Origin of the sequence: Dyadobacter flavalbus, assembly GCF_006149045.1 — a bacterium.
Lineage (GTDB): Bacteria > Bacteroidota > Bacteroidia > Cytophagales > Spirosomataceae > Dyadobacter > Dyadobacter flavalbus.
Genome location: NZ_VBSN01000028.1, coordinates 60,358 through 78,260, shown reverse-complemented (window position 1 = coordinate 78,260; position 17,903 = coordinate 60,358). Strand labels below are relative to the sequence as shown.

Here is a 17,903-nt window from a genome sequence, read left to right as displayed (position 1 = left end):
GGCCTCAACGGCAACCATCGCCTTGAACTTTGCTGTAAATTTTCTCCGGCTTTGTTTCATTTTGTTCATCGGTTTTATGTCAAGTTACTAAACTTAACCGATGGTCTCAATTTTGGGGAGTATTACACTTTAAATCACCAGCAAGCCGCTGTGCTTTAAATCCTTCCACGTTTTTGAACCAATGAAATGCTCGAAACTTCCCAGTCCGGCAGCTTCGTAACCTGTTTTCAGTTGTTCCAAAGTATATGGTGCCGGATTCGTAATCAGCAATTTTGGCAACGTGTCAACGAGCCATTCAGCCGTTTGCACGTCTGTCTCAACAGCCCATTCCTTTTTCTTGTCGTAAAAAACGAGTTCGGCAATTTCAATCGTTCCGACTCTGTGGCTTTCTTCAAAAACTGACATTTCCGGCAAATTTCCCATCCATACGGCAATCGCATTGGGCCGGTTCACAGCATCCGGCGATTCGCTGATGCTTTTTGCAATGTACTTCGGAGGAATGGAAGTTGCGGGAACTTTGAAATCAAACCATTTGGAAAGCGGAAAATCAATACAGACACCGTGCATGTAATTGAAAAGGGACTTACGCAGCCCTTCTGCAAAACGGTCGTGTTCAGCGCCAAGCGGATCTTTGTGTTCCAGATCATTATGGGCGAATTTTCCGGTATCCGGGCCAATCCTCATCACGTCAAAATCTTCCGGATGCAAGCCGACAGGACTGTGCGCCGTCATGGCAAACCGGTGCCAGAATCCGGATTGTACAATGCCGTTTTCAAACAACTGCCGCACCATTTCCAATGCATCAATCGTTTCCTGTGCCGTCTGAGTCGGAAATCCGTACATCAGATACGCATGCACCATAATGCCGGCCTGCGTAAAAGCATCGGCTACACGCGCAACCTGCGCAACGGTAACGCCTTTTTTCATCCGGTCCAGCAAACGGTCCGAAGCAACTTCCAGACCACCGGAAATCGCAATGCAACCGGATGCTTTCAGTAAAAGGCAAAGGTCATGCGTAAAGTTTTTTTCAAAACGGATATTTGTCCACCAGACTACCGTCAGTTTTCTTCTGATGATTTCCAGTGCAAGATCTCTTAACAATGCCGGCGGAGCTGCTTCATCGACGAAGTGAAAGCCGTTCTGCTGCGTCTGTTCAATGATTTCTTCGATGCGGTCACACAGCAAAGCAGCGGTTAACGGTTCATAACGACGGATATAATCGAGTGAAATATCGCAAAACGAGCATTTTCCCCAGTAGCAGCCATGTGCTAGCGTCAGTTTATTCCATCTTCCGTCACTCCACAGCCGGTGCATCGGATTGACGATCTCGATAACGGACAGGTAATCATTTAAAGGCAGATCGCTGTAATCGGGCGTTCCGGTATCCCGCTGCGGAACATCTTTTTCACGGGCTCCGTTATGATAAATGACTTCACCGTTTACACAGGAATAAACCCTTTTGAGCTGAGAGATTTCCCTTTTCCCGTCCAGATATTCCAGCAAGGACAAAAGCGGCGCCTCGCCATCGTCCAGACAAATGAAATCAATGTAATTGAAAACACGCGGTTCTTTCAGAGAGCGGAGTTCGGTATTTGGAAAACCGCCGCCCATAACGACTTTAATAGTAGGATAATTTTTTTTAAGGTACTGACCGCATTTGAACCCGCCATAAAGATTTCCGGGAAACGGGACAGAAATACAAACCATATCCGGCTGAAATTGCTGGATTTTTTGTTCCAGCAAATCCGTCAGAATCTGCGACAAAAGCGTTTCCGGCATTTCAAGTGCCTTTTCCATTTCATCAAAGTGCGTTGCTGAACGGCCGAGACGCTCGGCATAGCGGCTGAATCCGAAGTGCGGATCAATCGCTTCCTGAATCAGGTCACCGAGATCTTCCAGGTAAAGCGTGGCCAAGTGCCGCGCTTTGTCATGAATTCCCATGGTTCCGAAAGCCCAGTCCATATCTTCAAGCTGCTGAAACCGGCCCGCTTCGGGAAGGTAACTGCGGTCACAAATGCTGTGGGCCAAAGTCGGATTGCGGTTTTTAAGAAACCTGATGACGGGATCAATCGTGCTGATATATTCTTTACTGAGCGCGTAAACCCTGTAACTGTTCTCGGACAGCTCCATGTCAGAATCTTCAAGAATGGCAAACATCCTTTTCAGGCCTTTGGAAGAAAACAGTTCGAGGATTACATCAATACCCAGATCGGCCTGATACGACGCTCTTCCCAGTGTATTCAGAAAACCTTTGAGATAAGCTGTTGCGGGATAAGGCGTATTTAACTGTGTAAACGGCGGAGTGATGAAGAGTGTTTTCTTTTGCACAATGCTGATTTTCTTGAAACTGCAAAGTTAAGTGTTTTCGAAATCAATGATCTTTGAACAGTCAGATTACTTAATCACAAAAAGCAGCCGGAAGTTCCTGGAAATTTCAGCTATTTGTTTCAAGAAGATTACTCTGTGGCTTGCAACCTGATCAATGCGGTTCGGGATTTCTTAAATAAGAGTGAAAGCTGACATTTGGTGATTTTCCGCCTCTTACAGAAGGTTGCATTTTAGCGAAAGCCCATAATACATAAGAAGTTATATCAGCATAAGCACTTGATTTTATCGGAAACAATCCGTCTCCGTGCCGCAGTGCATTGGTAAACATTACGATCATGATGTCATTAGGACATTTTATCCATATACTTCTGAAACCTTTGGGCTTTCCATCTTCCAGTTGATTGTACCACCAGCCGTCATGATAACTGAATTTCCCCTGAGGCATAACAGCGCTGTAACTCCCTAATCCGGAAACCAGAACCGAATCCTGCAAAGATGGAGAAAGCACTGTATTGTTTCCTGTTGTAAACAGATTGGAATATACTTTCATAGCTTCATTCGCAGATAAATAAATGCCGTAAGCTCCTGAAACATCCCGAAAATCTCCGGGGTTAAAACCCTCTGTTCCTACGGTATACGGATGGTCATAACCGAACGTCGGAGCAGCAGCCGGATTTGTTAATATATCTTTAGAATCCACCCCTGCTTTTTTCAAAAGATTTTCATTTATGTATTTCTCATATATTTTCTGCGTTTCCTGATCGTCTTTCATATCGTCGCCGGAAAATTGGTAGCCCAGCATGGCCGGTATCAGAACTCTGTACAAACCGTAATTGGCATTCTGATAGCACTGATTGCCCATATTTACTGTCTTTACACCTTTGGCAATCAGGCTTTGTAATCCGTACCAGTAATTTTCAAGGAAAGAGCCGTTCAAACATTTATCGCCCAGACCCGTTATGCCGCTGCGATGCGTAAGTAAATCCCGGAAAGTAATTTCATCAATGTTTTCTCCTTTGGCCCATTTTGGCGGAAGATATCTGATAATTTTATCTGTTGTTTTTACACCTTTTTCACTGGCAAGTTTTAAAAAAGCAACAGCCGTAAGGGTTTTGGTCATACTTGCAATTTGCATTTTCGTATTCAGCGTTACCGGCTTTTCACCGAATGCTTCTATGGCCCTTGACTGTAATCCTTCCGTTGCATAACCTACAATTTCATTTTTTCTGGATACGATAAAGCTGTATCCAAAGCCGCGGTTCGTCAGCGAATCTTTCAGGGTTTTTACCAGACGTTTCGTATAATCTGCTTCTGTTGCAAATTCAACCGGTTTCCCATACATGATTGTATTATTTGTTCTCACATAAGAACGGACTTTATACTTTGTATTTGCCTTCAGATCACTCAAAACGCTTGAAAACTGCAAAGTAGCCGGAATGTTTTTACCAAGTTCCGTAAAGTTGTTTTCAACAGTCGGAAGTGCAGATCCTTCCATCCAGACATGGCCGTATTGAACAACTTCCGTAATAGTTGCCGGTTCAATCCTGGAAGTTGCAACTGCCGAAATATCCAATATTTCACTTAATTCCGTAAAGTCTGTAACAGAAGAATTATTAGTGGGTTCCGGATTTCTTTCACATCCCGGAATCAACAAAACAACCGCAATCAGTAAAATTGATACAATGTATTTTACAGATAAATCGAATTCTGACATTGATGGAAAATTTAACAGACCAGTTTTTATCTTTTAAGACGCAGATCAGCTAAAAAGTAACAGCAAAAAGAATTATTTACCTGGTTTAAAAAGCAATTATTATGCAGGAAGCTCTTGATCAATTATTATTATTGGCGCCTTTACTTGCCCGCAGCCCAGAAAATCGCATTTTTGAAAATGGTTTTATACACTTCATCTTCAAACAAAACCGGTGAATGCCCCATGAAAATGTAAATATTTTTTGCCCGCATTTTCGGATTTGACCAGATTACCGGATGATCACCCATTTTAATTTTGGAATCGGGCACATAGGTCGTTTCGTCCACGCTTGCAATCACGTCCACATTTGGCCTCGGACTTTTATCATAAATATACCATTCTTCCTTTTTCACCGAAAACGAAGCCGGAACGCCTTTCATAACCGGATGATTTTTGTTTTCCACATTTACAGTTGCAGCCGCAAAGTCCGGAATGTAGTTTTTGTAACGGACACCGCCCATGAAATCCGAAAACCACGGCCAGATTTTATACCCGTCAAATTCACCCAGCAAAGTGGCATGATGAAAGCCGATCCAGCCGCCTTTTCCTTCATTGATGTATTTTTCGAAAGCAGCCACAGCGGCCGGTTTCCAGCCGTAAGGAACATAATCCAGCTGTATTATTAGTTGATAAGCAGACAAATACTGATTTGTAATCAAATCTGTTTTATCAATATAATCAATGGAAAGGTTATTTTTCGCAGCCAGTGAATCCAGCCATATCTTTGCTGCCCGGGAATATTCAATATGATGGCCGCCCGGCTCGGCCATAGCTAAAATTCTGATCGCCGGTTGCTGTGACTGAGCAATCGTTTCCGGCTGAAAAATGGAAAGTATGCCAAGAAGAATGAATATAAAACCGGCTTTCATGGAAATAGAATAAAATTTCAGGTATATACGTGTCAAAAATACAGAAGAATGCGGATGACATGCCTAAAACTTTTTACCTTCCAGACAAATTGCCTTAACCAACTGCAATGAAACGAATTCTTAAAAAGTTTTTTATGATCTTTTTTATTCTTCTGATCTTACTGGTTTCCGGTGTAATGATATTTATGCAGCAGCCTAAATTTGGAAAGCAACCGTCAGGCGCCCGTCTGGAAAGAATCAAGAAATCACCCAATTTCCGTGACGGAAAATTTCAGAACCTAAGCTATACGCCTGATCTTGCGGAAGGTTCCAGCTATTTAAAGGTCATGACCAAATTTTTCTTCGGTAAAAGTAAATACAACATTCCCGGCGCTGTGATCCCGTCGCAAAAAACGGATTTGCTGCATCTCAGCCCGGACGAAAACGTACTCGTATGGTTTGGGCATTCCTCCTATTTCATGCAGATTGATGGAAAAACGTTTCTTGTTGATCCCGTTTTCAGCGGCAGCGCTTCACCGGTTCGTTTTACGACACCGAGTTTCAAAGGAACGGACGTTTACAAAGTGGAAGATTTTCCGGCCATTGACTATCTGCTGATTTCCCATGATCACTGGGATCACCTTGATTACGAAACAGTTCTGAAATTAAAATCCAAAGTAAGCAGGGTTGTAACGGGACTTGGAACAGGCGAGCATCTGGAACACTGGGGTTATACGCCGGAAACAATCATTGAAAAAGACTGGAATGAAGAATACAATGCAGGAAACGGTTTCATTTTCAACATTACGCCGGGAAGGCATTTTTCGGGAAGAGGACTGAGCAGAAACCGGGCGATGTGGGTTTCATTTGTGGTTCAGACGCCCACGATGAAAATCTTCATCGGCGGAGATTCCGGATATGATACGCATTTCAAACAGATCGGTGAAAAGTTTGGCCCTTTTGATCTTGCAATCCTGGAATGCGGCCAGTACAACGAAGCCTGGAAATACATTCATATGATGCCGGAAGAAACGGTAACAGCGGCTCACGACCTGAAAGCGACCAAACTTATGCCCGTGCACTGGTCAAAGTTTTCACTTGCACTTCATGACTGGAACGAGCCTGTTCAGAGGGCGGTTCTTGAAGCAGGCAAGCAGCATATGCCGCTGGTTACACCTATGATCGGTCAGAAAGTAAATCTGAAAGGACAGCAGATTTTCACAGAATGGTGGAATGATAAAGCTTTGCAGCCGGAGAAATAGAAAGCCCCGCTTTGCTTCAAGCTTATTGCGTACAATTAAAAGAGCAGGAATGTTAAATTCATAGGCAAATAGCAGTAAAAGCTTAGAAATTAACTTGTTTGAAATCTTAACAGGCAAGATCAGGCAGTAACTTCCCTTACGAGATCGAAAGGATCATTTCCCCACGAGTACGAGATAATACCGTCTTTGAAGTAGCAGCAGCCGTCATTTCCTTTTACGATGTCGCCGTAATCGTGCTCGATTTTTACAAGAGGCGGATGGTTTTTTTTGCGTGCTTCTTCAGGGTTTCTCACTTCGTATACCTTGCCTTTTTCTAACTGTATCATGGTTCAGTCTTAATGGTTTAAATTTTTCAGAAAGATATTACAATCCTAAAAAACCGTTAGAATGAGTGTGGTCACCGCCATAATAATTGGGGTTGAAAGGCTATTTTTTGAACTGAACAACTATAAATATGCTTGTTTGAGCGGGACTAAAATCCTGCTTTAATGCTAAATTAAATAGATATACTTATTGAAAGACTGAGAAAAATGCGGAGTAATCCAAATACTTGCAATTACAGCCTGCACCATCAGACATAGTAATTCGATGCATGTACTATTTAATTACTAAAATAAGCAATATGCTTGTTAATGAAAGCATTAAGCCTGAATCTTAACAAACAGCTTCTTTGTGCAGCCTGCTTAAAGCAAGATGCTTGAACCCTAACAGATGTCAGGGTTCAAGCATAAAAGTATATCAGCACTTTGAAGTATTCATGAAAGCAAGTGCCTCTTAATTAACTTTCCCAAGATCTTCAATTGCGTATTTGCCAACTGAAACATTAGCATATGTCGGTTTGACTTCTCCATCAGGCGACTTTCCATAAAATTTTATTTCAGTAGATTTCAAATTAGATGCTGTGGTAAATTCAATGGTTGCTGTTATCCACTGATCTTTTTTATCTACAAAGCTAATTGTTTTACTTGAGTGTTTTATTGGTGCACCTAGGTCTAAACTTTTGGATGTTACCTCAGCTATAATTGCTTTTGCATAGGGGCTTGCAGCACTTAAAGAGCCAGACAATACATCTTGAACACTGCTTGTTGAGGCATAGAATGTCAATCTATATTTATGATTAGACGCTAATTTCGTTAGGTCACTTTTCGCCCAGCCCATATTAAACTGGTAATTTTTCAAAGTTATAAACGTTTCTACATTAGGCTGTGGCTGTACAAGTGGTGTTAACCATCTCAAATCATTTCCTAAAGACTGTGTACTTGAAGTGCCGTAATCATTACCTTGCCACCATATAGGAAACTTACCCTTCCCTGGCTGATCAATAGTAGTAGGAAAGACATGCTCTGTAACATTTAAACTTAGGCTGTTATTAGATAATTCTGGCCCTCCCGCACGCATGTTTGCATCATCTTTCAATCCTGCAGATTCCGGCTGCGGAGTAAGTGCATCATCTTTGGAGCAGCTGCTCATGAACAGCAAAGCTGAAAAGCTGGCAGCAACAATGGAGGCTGATAGTTTGGTTTGTAGTTTCATTTTCATTTTAGAGTTTTTTGTGAAAAATTAATTTACGGCAGCAAATCAAATTCAATAAAACGGATTACAGCAATGGCATTAACAATCGGCTAGAAGCGAATTATCAAACGTTAAAATCGTCGAATTCTGGACTGATTAGTATAAATAATGAGGTTGATTGTATAGTTGAGGCTGTTTGAATCAGGAAGGAAAAGACGATTGCAGCAAGAGTAAAGCATTTACCGGAATTATGATTATTTCAAGCCGACTAATTCTGCTGACTATCGACATATGTGAAATACAAAGAAGTTTTCCAGATAAAAAAATTGTCGTTTTTTACCGATCGTAAACCAGTTCCGGGCATTGGGTAATTACAGAATTATATAATCATGAAGTGTTATCTTCTTTACAGCGGTCGAACCACTTTCTTAACACTAAAAATTATAATTCAAATGAATCGAGTACAAAAACTACCTGTTAGCCTGCTGGGTGCCTGTTTTTCTGCACTTGCAGTAATGAGCAGCTGTTCAAAAGAAGATTCCGTTGCACCACAACCGGAAATTTCAGCCGTTTCTGTCAAATCGGAGGATGGCGCAAAGTTCAAATCGAATGCACTGCCGGTCGTTCACCCGACACAAGGACAGATTTGCCAATGGTGCTTGCCTGACGGTTACAGCCTGAAAAACCAGAATGGTGTGATCGGATTGTCGAATGCCAATTACTTGTTTGGCAATACGGCAACGCCATGGATACATCCCATACGCGTATCAGCAGATTCCCCGCAGACCTTTTTAACCGTTGGCAGCACCAAAGATAATGGTGGCCAGGTAGGCATTTACGTCAGCAATCTGGTTTATGGACAGAAATACAGCTTTACTTACCGTGTGTCTACAATGAGTGTTAAAAACGCTTCTGGGCTTGGACAATCGCCTTATGCTTACTCTTTCCATGTAAAGGCTCCGAGCGGAGGTCCGCTTGCATACAAGAATACGTATTTGGCGGGTAAAGAAAACAAGTGGATTACAGAAACCATCGAGTTTACGCATGACAATGCCAATGCAACCACGGGTGAGATCAAGATCCTTTTGTCTAACTTCTCCAATGCTGTTGCATACGGAAACATCCATATCCCGGCTGATGCCATTAAACTGGTAAACCAATAAAAAGGATACATTAAAATACAAGTCTGCCTTTTTCGACCGGGGCAGCCTTGTATTGTAGTGGCCGGATTCTGAAAAAACAATTCGAATTAACAATGGTTTAAAATAGGCAACATATTATCACGCGGCATCAAAACTCAGTTTTATAGTAACTAAAACGCTTAAATGTCAACACGCGCATTAGAGTTAATAAACCAAAACATCAAAGCCCACGAGAGAGGAGAAAACGCTCTCAGACTTGATCTCGGAAAATGCAATTTAACTTTTATACCTTATGAAGTTTGTCATTGTTACTGGCTGGAAGAACTTACCTTTAGCGACATATCACTGAGTGGCATTCACGAAAAAAGAATGAGAAGCCAAAACCATGGAGCTAGCAATATAATTCATGTAATACCCGACTTCCTTGTTGAACTTAAAAACCTGAAATCTTTATACATAAATGGCAGTCATGACAATCCTTGGCCAATTGAAGATTTAACAACATTGGGGTTTATGCCATCTTTAATAACGTTAGATGTCAGTTATAACAGAGTATCTGATCTTTCACCACTGAATAGTCTTAAAAAACTCCAACACTTGTTTTTGATTTCAAACCCTGTGCAAAATTGCGAATCGCTGGCAGAATTAAAATCTCTTACAGCCTTGCATCTGGGATATTCAAAAATGACTGATATTAGGCCGATATCAAACTTACCTGAATTAATCGACCTTGATCTTTACAATACATCGATTTCAAACATTGATCCGCTATTTGATTTAAAAAAGCTGGAAAGACTTATAATGAATGGAGCAAATTTAGCGGATCTCACCAGGTTAGGACAACTCTCAAAACTTACATTACTTAACATTAGTTCAGGGTCAATTACCAATGTATCAACGCTTTCCCATCTAACTTCTCTTGAAACATTAGATGTTTCATCAAACGAAATTGAAGACATATCGCCACTGGCCGGCTTAATCAACCTAAAAAAATTAGACATAAGCTACAACAAAATAACTGACATCAAGTCACTAAATAAACTTGAAAATCTTCGAAGCCTGAATGCAAGCAGGAACAAGCTAGAGAACCTGCAAGCTATGCCTTATCTACCTGAACTAACGGAATTAGAATTAGTTGAAAACAAACTGGATCATATTCCTGACATGTCGGGCGTTCGAAGCCTGGAATCGCTGTATATCTATGATAATAAAATTTGTGATCTTTCACCGCTGACAAAATTAAAGAACTTAAATATTTTGTTTATGGAGGATAATCAAATTGTAAATCTCGAACCACTGAAGTATCTGTCCAAGATATTTTTACTGTATTTGGCGAACAACAAGATAAAAAATTACGGGCCTCTTTTAAGCTTGAAAAGATTGAATTCATTAAACCTTGCCAACAACCATATTACTAAAATACATTCGGTTAAATTGTTACGCAGATTATACAATATCAATCTTTCCGGAAATAAAATAAAGAACATTCCACTACGATTTTTAATGCAATGCCATTTGGAAATCTCTTTATCTTATGAACAGGAAAACTCGAGTGTTGTTTTATTGGCGAATAACCCAATCAAGAATATTCCATATGAAATACTTTCACAAGGACGTTTGTCTGCAATTCAATACCTTAATAACTTAGACTGATGCTGATTAAATAAGTGTGATTACATTCAGGAGAGGCTGTGTTGGAAAGGCAAGTTTTAAGTTTATAAAAGAATTTAACATCGAGATTCGTATTAAGCTTATCAAACTCTAATGTTCCTGCTTCGGAAATTGTATTCTTAGGAAAGTTTACAGCTGTCTTTTTATAGAATGTAATTCAATACAATTTCCCCTGAAACATTTTGCGATACTGCCTGCAGCCATACGATGCCAAGAAACAAAAAAACCGCCTCAATTAAAAACTGAGGCGGTTAACGTTAGTGTTTGAAAGTGCTTACGCACGGTTTTGTGACCCATAGGGGAATCGAACCCCTGTTTCAACCGTGAAAGGGTCGTGTCCTAACCGCTAGACGAATGGGCCGACTGGTCTCCTACTTCGCGCGTTTTTTCAACACTTTCTTTCACTTTTCGTTTCCCTTTTCCGAAAACGTGGTGCAAAGATGCACGACGGTATTTTAAATTCCAAACTTCTTTTAAAAATATAATGAAGTTATTTTACAACTAGCTGATTCCCATACGATTCAAATGGAAAATTTTTTTTATTCATTTTGCCATACCCTAAAATGCAGGTAACTTTCTAATTTTGGGCTTACAGGTTTGTCCAATTTCACTTCCTAAACTTATGTTAAAATACTTCTGCTGCCTTCTGTTGCTTGCGCAGTTTCATTTTGCTTCGGCACAAAACACAACGCCGGATCAGTTTCTGGGTTATCCGCTGGGTTCCAAATTCGCTTTTCACAGTAATATCATCGATTATTTCAAAGCAATTCAAACTGCAAACCCGGATCGTGTAAAGCTTGTGCAATACGGAAGCACCAACGAAGGCAGGCCTTTGATGCTGGCTTTTATTTCTTCTGCCGAAAACATTGCCAACCTGGAAAAGATCAGGACCAATCACCTGAAAAGCGTGAAGCTTATGGAAGGCAAGCCGGATGCAGGCGTTCCGCCGATTGTATGGCTGAGCTACAACGTGCATGGAAATGAATCGGTATCCGCCAATACCAGCATGAAGGTGCTTTACGAACTGCTGAACAAAGAAAATGCGCTTACGCAGGAATTCCTGAAAAATATGGTGATCATGATCGATCCATGCATTAATCCGGATGGCTATGAACGTTATACGCAATGGTATAACCGCGTTCAGAACGCAACCCCGGACGTAACGCCGTTTGCCCTTGAACACGACGAACCTTGGCCGGGCGGAAGGTTTAATCATTATTTGTTTGACCTGAACCGTGACTGGGCATGGCAAACCCAGAAAGAAACGCAGCAGCGAATTGTAATTTACAACCAGTGGATGCCGCATTTTCACGCCGACTTTCATGAAATGGGTTCGTCCAGAAGTTACTATTTTCCGCCTGCGGCCAAGCCTTATAACAAAGATGTGACGCCATGGCAGCGCCAGTTTAATGAGCTGATCGGAGAATACTGCCGTAAATATTTTGATAAAAACAACTGGGCGTATTTTACCAAAAACGATTATGACCTTTTTTACCCAAGCTATGGCGACACGTGGCCAACGGCTAACGGTGCCATTGGCGTAACCTATGAACAGGGTGGCGGCGGACGTGCCGGGCTGGGCATCAAACGGGAAGATGAGCATGATACCTTGACGCTGCAAAACCGGATTTCCCATCATTATGCAACGAGCCTTGCCACGCTGGAAGCCGTCATGTCGCAAAAAGAGCGCGTTGTTTCCGAGTTTATCAAGTTTCACGAAGATGCTGCAAATGCACCGGTCGGTAATTTCAAAACATACATCATCAAATCAAAAGGCAATGAAGAGCGTGTAAGATCGTTCGGTGACTGGCTCGACAAGCAGGGTTTTACGTACGGAATTGCAGGAAAATCGCTTTCAACGCGGGGAACAGAACTTACAAGTGCTTCGGAACAGTCTCTGAAAGTTGAAAATAACGACATGCTGATCAGCGCATATCAACCGAAATCCAATCTTCTGAGAATTCTTTTTGACCCGAAACCTGTGCTGGAAGATTCTGTCACATACGATGTGACGAGCTGGGGACTTGCCTATGTATTCGGATTGAAAGCATACGGACTGAAGGAAAAACTGACGCCGGCTGCTTATCAGGCTGAACAGATCCGGAATCCGGTTCCGGCGACTTCGCCTTACGCTTACATTGCGTCATGGTCCGCAGCCGAAGATGCAGCTTTTCTTGCCGATTTACTCAAAAACGGCATTCTGGTAAAAAGCTCCAATGTTCCGTTCGAAATGGATAAAATAACTTACAAGGCCGGAACGCTGATCATAACAAAAAAAGGAAACGAGAACCCAAGTTTTGACAAGCTCGTTACTTCTCTGGCAGATAAACATCATGTCCGGCTGGTGGCGGCAAAAACAGGCTATGTTAGTTCAGGAGCTGATTTTGGCGGCGATAACGTGGTTTTTCTTAAAACACCCAAAGTTGTGCTAGTTTCCGGAGACGGCATTTCGGCTACGGCATTTGGCGCTGTCTGGCATTATTTTGAGCAGCAGATCCAATATCCGGTGACAATTATCAATGCAAGCCGGCTGGCCAGTTTGCCATGGAATGAAATTGACGTGCTGATTTTGCCGGATGGAAGATATTCGGAGCTTATTAATGACAAACAGCTGGAAGCAATGCAAGGCTGGGTCCGGAACGGCGGTAAGGTCATCGCCATGGAAGGTGCCACGGATGCGTTCCTTAACAAACCGGGTTTTGCACTTACAAAAAAGTTTTCAGAGAAAAAGAAAGATACGGATTCATTTAAAAAATTCGGAGATCAGCAGAGAGCCGATGCCAGCGATTCTTCACCCGGAAGTATGTTCCAGATCACGATGGACCCGACGCACCCGCTGGCTTTTGGCTGCAATGAAGCGTATTTCACCATTGTACGCGATGCTTACGAACGGGATTTTCTGAAAGAAGGCTGGAACGTAGGTTACTTCACTGAAAACAATTACAAAGCCGGATTCGTCGGCAATAAAATGACGGACAAGCTTAAAAATACGCTGATTATGGGCGTTCAGGAAATAGGGCGCGGCCAGGTTGTTTACCTTATGGACGATCCCGTTTTCCGTGCCATGCTGTACAACGGCAAAATACTTTTCAGCAACGCCGTTTTCAGATAGTTCATAGCTGTTAGCTGATAGCTGTTAGCAGTTGGCGATTAGTCGTTAGCGATTGAATTTTGATCAAATGAAATCTAGCGGCACTGAGCGAAGCCGAAGTTTAAGACTTAATCCGATTTATAATTAAAAAATCGCCTGATTAACCTGAACTCCGCCCAATTTGAAAAAAGCCTAACAGCTAAAAGCTAGTAGCTAATAGCCAAAAGCTAGTAGCCAACAGCCAACAGCCATTGTCAATTAACAAAATACCGGATGGCCATTTCATAGCCTTTCAGGCCCAGTCCGCAGATCATGCCTTTGCAGCGGGATGTAAGGTAACTATGGTGGCGAAACGGTTCTCTTGCATGAATGTTGGAAATATGGACTTCCACGGCCGGCGTTGTAACAGCAGACAAGGCGTCGGCTAGTGCTACGGATGTATGTGTGTAACCTCCGGCATTGATGATGATCCCGTCAAAAGAAAAACCGGTTTCATGAATTTTGTCAATCAGCGCGCCTTCATGATTGGATTGAAAATAAATCAGTTCGGTTTCAGGAAAAAGGTTTTTCAAGGTCTCAAAATAGTCTTCAAATGACTGATTGCCATAGACTCCCGGCTCACGTTTTCCCAGAAGATTCAGATTGGGGCCGTTCAGGATCAATATCTTTTTCATGGATTTGTAAAGCGTTAAATAATTCTTTTTTCCTTTAATATGTGGCAAAGCTACATCAAACAATTTAAAAATTACCTCCGGCTGGAACGCTCGCTTTCCGGCAATTCCGTGGATGCATACGTACGGGATGTTGAAAAGCTGGCAGAATTTACCGAACTGGCGAAAATTGATGCACCGCCCGTCCGCATTACCGAAGAGCATTTAACAGCATTTCTCAGGTATCTGTCAGAACTGGGCATGGCCGCGCATTCACAGGCACGCATGCTGTCCGGAATCAAGGCTTTTTACAAATACCTTTTACTGGAAAATGAAATAACGGACGATCCTACCGAATTGCTGGAATCGCCCCGTTTGCCGCGCAAACTTCCCGACGTGCTTTCTTATGAGGAAATTGAAACCATGCTGGCGGCCATTGACCATTCCACGCCCGAAGGAACGCGTAACCGCGCTATTATTGAAGTTTTATACAGTTCGGGTCTGCGCGTTTCCGAACTTACCGGCCTGCAACTGACACACTGCTATTTCGATATCGGCTTCCTCCGGATTCTGGGAAAAGGAGACAAAGTAAGGCTCGTTCCGATCGGAAAAGAAGCCATTAAATACACGCAGCTTTATCTGGATCATGTGCGCAATGAACTGACGCCTGCAAAAGACAGCGAAGACATTGTTTTCCTGAACCGCAGAGGCGCGCAGCTAACGCGCGTGATGATTTTTATTATGATCAAGGATATTGCAGAAAAAGCCGGCATTCAGAAAACCGTCAGTCCGCATACTTTCCGGCATTCCTTTGCAACGCACCTGATCGAAGGCGGCGCCAGCTTGCGGGCTGTTCAGGAAATGCTCGGGCATGAATCCATTACAACGACTGAAATTTACACGCATCTTGACCGGGATTATCTGCGGCAGATCATCACGGAATTTCATCCAAGAGGTTAGGCATCATTTTACATCTTCCAGCAGCGAATCCAGCAAAAGGGAATCCGCATCGGGCGTAGCGCCGGGCAATGCGCGGTTGAGCTGTTTGGGCCTGTTCCACGGCGCCGTTGTGCGGCTGGACATGTCGTAGGAAATATATGCGAACAATGCCACAAACAATATGAACACGATTACGAATATGTTGCGGTTCCGGTTTGATTTCTCCATTTTATTCAGCTTCTCTTACTTCTCCGGGCGTTTTGTACAAGTTCAGATTTCCGGTTTTTGCAGAAATTTCGGCCCAGTTCAAATCATCAAAATCGATTATGGCAATACTGCCTTTTTTCATCGAACCCAGATTTGATCCGGTCAGATATTCCGCAAAGTAAGAAATATCCGGGTTATGCCCGAACAGCATCAGCATGGAAAAGTTTTCCGGCACGGTGTTCACCGCATTCAGATAAGATTGCGGCCCGCCTTCATAAATATCCGCATTGGTGATCAGCGAAGAGGCATTTACGCCCAACTTCCCGGAAATGATCTCAGCAGTTTTGTAAGCCCTGGAAGCAGGGCTGGTTATGAAAATATCCGGTTTGACTCCGGATTCCGCCAGCCATTTCCCCATTGCGGCAGCTTCTGACAAGCCTTTGCTGTTCAGGTTTCTGTCAAAATCTTTTATCCTGAAAGTCTGGTCTTCCGCGGTAGCATGGCGGACAAGGACGAGCGTCTTCTTCATGTTTGATTTTTCTTCAAAAGTACAGAATATGAACGGGTAAATCCCGGCGGTTTACCTAAAAAACAGAAAGGTTTTTTTACCATTTAAGATGCATTAACAACCTTTCGACATTAATTATTCTGCAATGCGCGACAATTAATCAATATTTTTGTTCTTTACATATCGATGAAATAAAATCTCTTCATTCCACATAGTATGTTACAATTTTTTAAATATGTTCTGGCCACTTTTGTCGGCATTATCATTTTCATATTTGTATCTATTTTTATCCTGGCCGGCATCGGTTCCAAGTTATCTTCCGAAGACACTGTTGTTATAGCTGAAAAATCAGTACTGAAACTGGACCTGAACAAACCGATTCAGGAAGTCGGCGTTGAAAATCCGTTTGCCGATATTGGCGGCCCGTTCGGAGGTGACGAAAATGCAGTCGGGTTGAAAGATATTCTGGAAGCGCTGAAAAGTGCGCAGTCAGACGGCAACATCAAAGGTATTTATCTGAAAACGGAAAGTCCGGAAGCCGGCTGGGCTACGCTGGAAGAAGTCCGGAACCAGCTCATGAAGTTTAAAAAATCCGGAAAATTCATCGTTACTTACGGCGAATCTTTTTCTGAAAAAGGCTATTACATTGCTTCGCTTGCGGATAAAATATATCTGAACCCGGTTGGCGGAATTGAATGGAACGGGCTTTCGGCGGAGTACAGTTTCTTTAAAGGCACTTTTGACAAACTCGGCATCGAACCATTGGTTTTCCGTGTAGGTGAATTTAAAAGCGCCATCGAGATGTTTTCGCGCCAGGATATGAGTGAAGCCAGCAAAAAGCAATCCATCGAGCTGCTTACCGCAATCAATAACAATTTTCTGAAAAACATTTCTGACTCACGCAAAATCCCGGTAACAGAACTGAAAAGACTGGCGGATTCGCTTGGCGTTGAAAGTCCGAAACTGGCTCTGCAGCATAAATTTGTCACCAACCTTGGATATCAGGACGAACTGGAAGCCGTTCTGAAAAGAGATTTGAAAGTGGAGGAGAAAAAAGATATTTCCTACGTCGGCGTAGACAAGTATCTGAAAGGAGAAAGTGCTGTAAATGAAGGGGATTTCAACAAACGGATCGGGGTTCTGGTTGCAGAAGGAGAAATAACTTCCGGCGAAGGCGGTGACGATAATATCGGCTCAGAGAAGTTTGTGAAGGAACTGAAAGAAATCCGGGAAAATGACAAGATAAAAGCGGTTGTAATCCGTATTAATTCTCCGGGCGGAAGTGCCCTGGCTTCGGATGTTATGTGGCGCGAAATTCAGGTTACTGCCAAAAAGAAGCCGGTCATTGCATCTATGTCCGACGTTGCCGCTTCCGGCGGATATTACATGGCAATGGGCTGCGATACGATTGTGGCCCAGCCTAATACGATAACCGGTTCCATCGGAATCTTCGGGCTTGTTTTCAACGTAACGGATTTCATGAACAACAAACTGGGCGTAACTTTTGACGGAGTGGGTACCAGCCCGCATGCAGACTGGCCAACGGCCACGCGGGATATGTCTGAATTTGAGAAATCCATGATCCAGAAAAGCGTAAATGAAGGCTACGACACATTCACTAAAAAAGCAGCCGCTGGCAGAAAAATGTCCGTTGAAAAGCTGAGAAGCCTGGCTCAGGGCCGTGTATGGTCAGGAATCGAAGCCAAGCAAAACGGTCTTGTCGATGTAATCGGCGGTGTTGACGATGCCATTAAAATTGCGGCCAAAGCAGCCAAACTGAATGAAGGCGATTACCGAGTCCGCTATTATCCGGAAAAGAAAAAGCCGCTTGACGAACTGCTGACCAGATTCATGGGCGATACAGAAGAAAAAGTCACTTCGAAAAATCTGGGCGAGCTGGCTCCTTATGTAAAAATGTATAAAAAGCTTATGAATATGGGCGGAACACAAACAAGAATGCCATTTGAGTTGATTATAAGGTGATTAGCTTTT

General features: G+C 42.7%; 14 protein-coding genes and 1 tRNA gene. 6 read left to right on the top strand and 9 right to left on the bottom strand.

Annotated features, from left to right (window positions below; all coding sequences use genetic code 11):
* Nucleotides 1–129: 129 nt before the first annotated feature.
* The 3 genes from FEM33_RS09850 to FEM33_RS09840 form a co-directional block, all read right to left on the bottom strand.
* Entirely contained in the window at nt 130–2,328 is a 2,199-nt protein-coding gene (locus FEM33_RS09850; RefSeq protein ID WP_139011892.1) for a B12-binding domain-containing radical SAM protein, read from the bottom strand.
* A gap of 151 nt (nt 2,329–2,479) precedes the next feature.
* Entirely contained in the window at nt 2,480–4,042 is a 1,563-nt protein-coding gene (locus FEM33_RS09845; RefSeq protein ID WP_139011891.1) for a serine hydrolase domain-containing protein, read from the bottom strand.
* A gap of 140 nt (nt 4,043–4,182) precedes the next feature.
* Nucleotides 4,183–4,986, bottom strand: a complete 804-nt coding sequence (locus FEM33_RS09840; protein ID WP_229214174.1) for a ThuA domain-containing protein — start codon at nt 4,984–4,986, stop codon at nt 4,183–4,185.
* Between the two features lie 71 nt (nt 4,987–5,057).
* Here FEM33_RS09840 and FEM33_RS09835 point away from each other — a divergent pair, with 71 nt between their 5' ends.
* Nucleotides 5,058–6,191 (top strand): MBL fold metallo-hydrolase, encoded by a 1,134-nt coding sequence (locus tag FEM33_RS09835; protein ID WP_229214173.1) that lies wholly within the window; start codon nt 5,058–5,060, stop codon nt 6,189–6,191.
* A gap of 119 nt (nt 6,192–6,310) precedes the next feature.
* Here FEM33_RS09835 and FEM33_RS09830 read toward each other — a convergent pair whose 3' ends face one another.
* Complete coding sequence (locus FEM33_RS09830) at nt 6,311–6,517, bottom strand: hypothetical protein (RefSeq protein WP_139011890.1); 207 nt, start codon at nt 6,515–6,517, stop codon at nt 6,311–6,313.
* A 448-nt stretch (nt 6,518–6,965) separates the two neighbouring features.
* The gene (locus FEM33_RS09825) at nt 6,966–7,730 is read right to left on the bottom strand and encodes a hypothetical protein (RefSeq protein WP_139011889.1); all 765 of its coding nucleotides are present in this window, start codon (nt 7,728–7,730) and stop codon (nt 6,966–6,968) included.
* 425 nt (nt 7,731–8,155) lie between these two features.
* Between FEM33_RS09825 and FEM33_RS09820 the strand changes: the two genes are divergently transcribed.
* A complete protein-coding gene (locus tag FEM33_RS09820) occupies nt 8,156–8,866 on the top strand; it encodes a hypothetical protein (protein ID WP_139011888.1) in 711 nt (236 codons plus the stop codon).
* A 162-nt stretch (nt 8,867–9,028) separates the two neighbouring features.
* Entirely contained in the window at nt 9,029–10,498 is a 1,470-nt protein-coding gene (locus tag FEM33_RS09815) for a leucine-rich repeat domain-containing protein (RefSeq protein WP_139011887.1), read from the top strand.
* 307 nt (nt 10,499–10,805) lie between these two features.
* Here the strand turns inward: FEM33_RS09815 and FEM33_RS09810 are convergent.
* Nucleotides 10,806–10,877 (bottom strand) — tRNA-Glu (locus FEM33_RS09810).
* A 261-nt stretch (nt 10,878–11,138) separates the two neighbouring features.
* Here FEM33_RS09810 and FEM33_RS09805 point away from each other — a divergent pair.
* Complete coding sequence (locus FEM33_RS09805; RefSeq protein ID WP_139011886.1) at nt 11,139–13,628, top strand: M14 family zinc carboxypeptidase; 2,490 nt, start codon at nt 11,139–11,141, stop codon at nt 13,626–13,628.
* Between the two features lie 233 nt (nt 13,629–13,861).
* Here FEM33_RS09805 and aroQ read toward each other — a convergent pair whose 3' ends face one another.
* On the bottom strand, nt 13,862–14,281 hold the full coding sequence (gene aroQ, locus FEM33_RS09800) for a type II 3-dehydroquinate dehydratase (RefSeq protein ID WP_139011885.1): 420 nt from the start codon (nt 14,279–14,281) through the stop codon (nt 13,862–13,864).
* Between the two features lie 39 nt (nt 14,282–14,320).
* Between aroQ and xerD the strand changes: the two genes are divergently transcribed.
* Nucleotides 14,321–15,217, top strand: a complete 897-nt coding sequence (xerD, locus tag FEM33_RS09795) for a site-specific tyrosine recombinase XerD (RefSeq protein WP_139011884.1) — start codon at nt 14,321–14,323, stop codon at nt 15,215–15,217.
* Nucleotides 15,218–15,220: 3 nt separating this feature from the next.
* Here the strand turns inward: xerD and FEM33_RS09790 are convergent, their stop codons facing one another.
* Nucleotides 15,221–15,424 carry a hypothetical protein gene (locus tag FEM33_RS09790; protein ID WP_201747725.1) on the bottom strand — a complete coding sequence of 68 codons (204 nt, stop codon included), beginning with the start codon at nt 15,422–15,424 and terminating at the stop codon, nt 15,221–15,223.
* Nucleotide 15,425: 1 nt separating this feature from the next.
* Nucleotides 15,426–15,932, bottom strand: coding sequence for a SixA phosphatase family protein (locus FEM33_RS09785; protein WP_139011882.1), 507 nt, complete (start codon nt 15,930–15,932; stop codon nt 15,426–15,428).
* A 195-nt stretch (nt 15,933–16,127) separates the two neighbouring features.
* Between FEM33_RS09785 and sppA the strand changes: the two genes are divergently transcribed.
* Entirely contained in the window at nt 16,128–17,894 is a 1,767-nt protein-coding gene (gene sppA / locus FEM33_RS09780; RefSeq protein ID WP_139011881.1) for a signal peptide peptidase SppA, read from the top strand.
* The last annotated feature ends 9 nt before the right edge of the window (nt 17,895–17,903 follow it).

Bases quoted from the DNA above. Each gene is read 5' to 3' on its own strand.
- FEM33_RS09820 (WP_139011888.1), top strand. From the start codon at position 8,156: ATGAATCGAGTACAAAAACTACCTGTTAGCCTGCTGGGTGCCTGTTTT.
- FEM33_RS09790 (WP_201747725.1), bottom strand. From the start codon at position 15,424: ATGGAGAAATCAAACCGGAACCGCAACATATTCGTAATCGTGTTCATA.
- xerD (WP_139011884.1), top strand. From the start codon at position 14,321: ATGTGGCAAAGCTACATCAAACAATTTAAAAATTACCTCCGGCTGGAA.
- FEM33_RS09830 (WP_139011890.1), bottom strand. From the start codon at position 6,517: ATGATACAGTTAGAAAAAGGCAAGGTATACGAAGTGAGAAACCCTGAA.
- FEM33_RS09785 (WP_139011882.1), bottom strand. From the start codon at position 15,932: ATGAAGAAGACGCTCGTCCTTGTCCGCCATGCTACCGCGGAAGACCAG.
- FEM33_RS09805 (WP_139011886.1), top strand. From the start codon at position 11,139: ATGTTAAAATACTTCTGCTGCCTTCTGTTGCTTGCGCAGTTTCATTTT.
- FEM33_RS09815 (WP_139011887.1), top strand. From the start codon at position 9,029: ATGTCAACACGCGCATTAGAGTTAATAAACCAAAACATCAAAGCCCAC.
- FEM33_RS09845 (WP_139011891.1), bottom strand. From the start codon at position 4,042: ATGTCAGAATTCGATTTATCTGTAAAATACATTGTATCAATTTTACTG.
- FEM33_RS09835 (WP_229214173.1), top strand. From the start codon at position 5,058: ATGAAACGAATTCTTAAAAAGTTTTTTATGATCTTTTTTATTCTTCTG.
- FEM33_RS09825 (WP_139011889.1), bottom strand. From the start codon at position 7,730: ATGAAAATGAAACTACAAACCAAACTATCAGCCTCCATTGTTGCTGCC.
- aroQ (WP_139011885.1), bottom strand. From the start codon at position 14,281: ATGAAAAAGATATTGATCCTGAACGGCCCCAATCTGAATCTTCTGGGA.
- sppA (WP_139011881.1), top strand. From the start codon at position 16,128: ATGTTACAATTTTTTAAATATGTTCTGGCCACTTTTGTCGGCATTATC.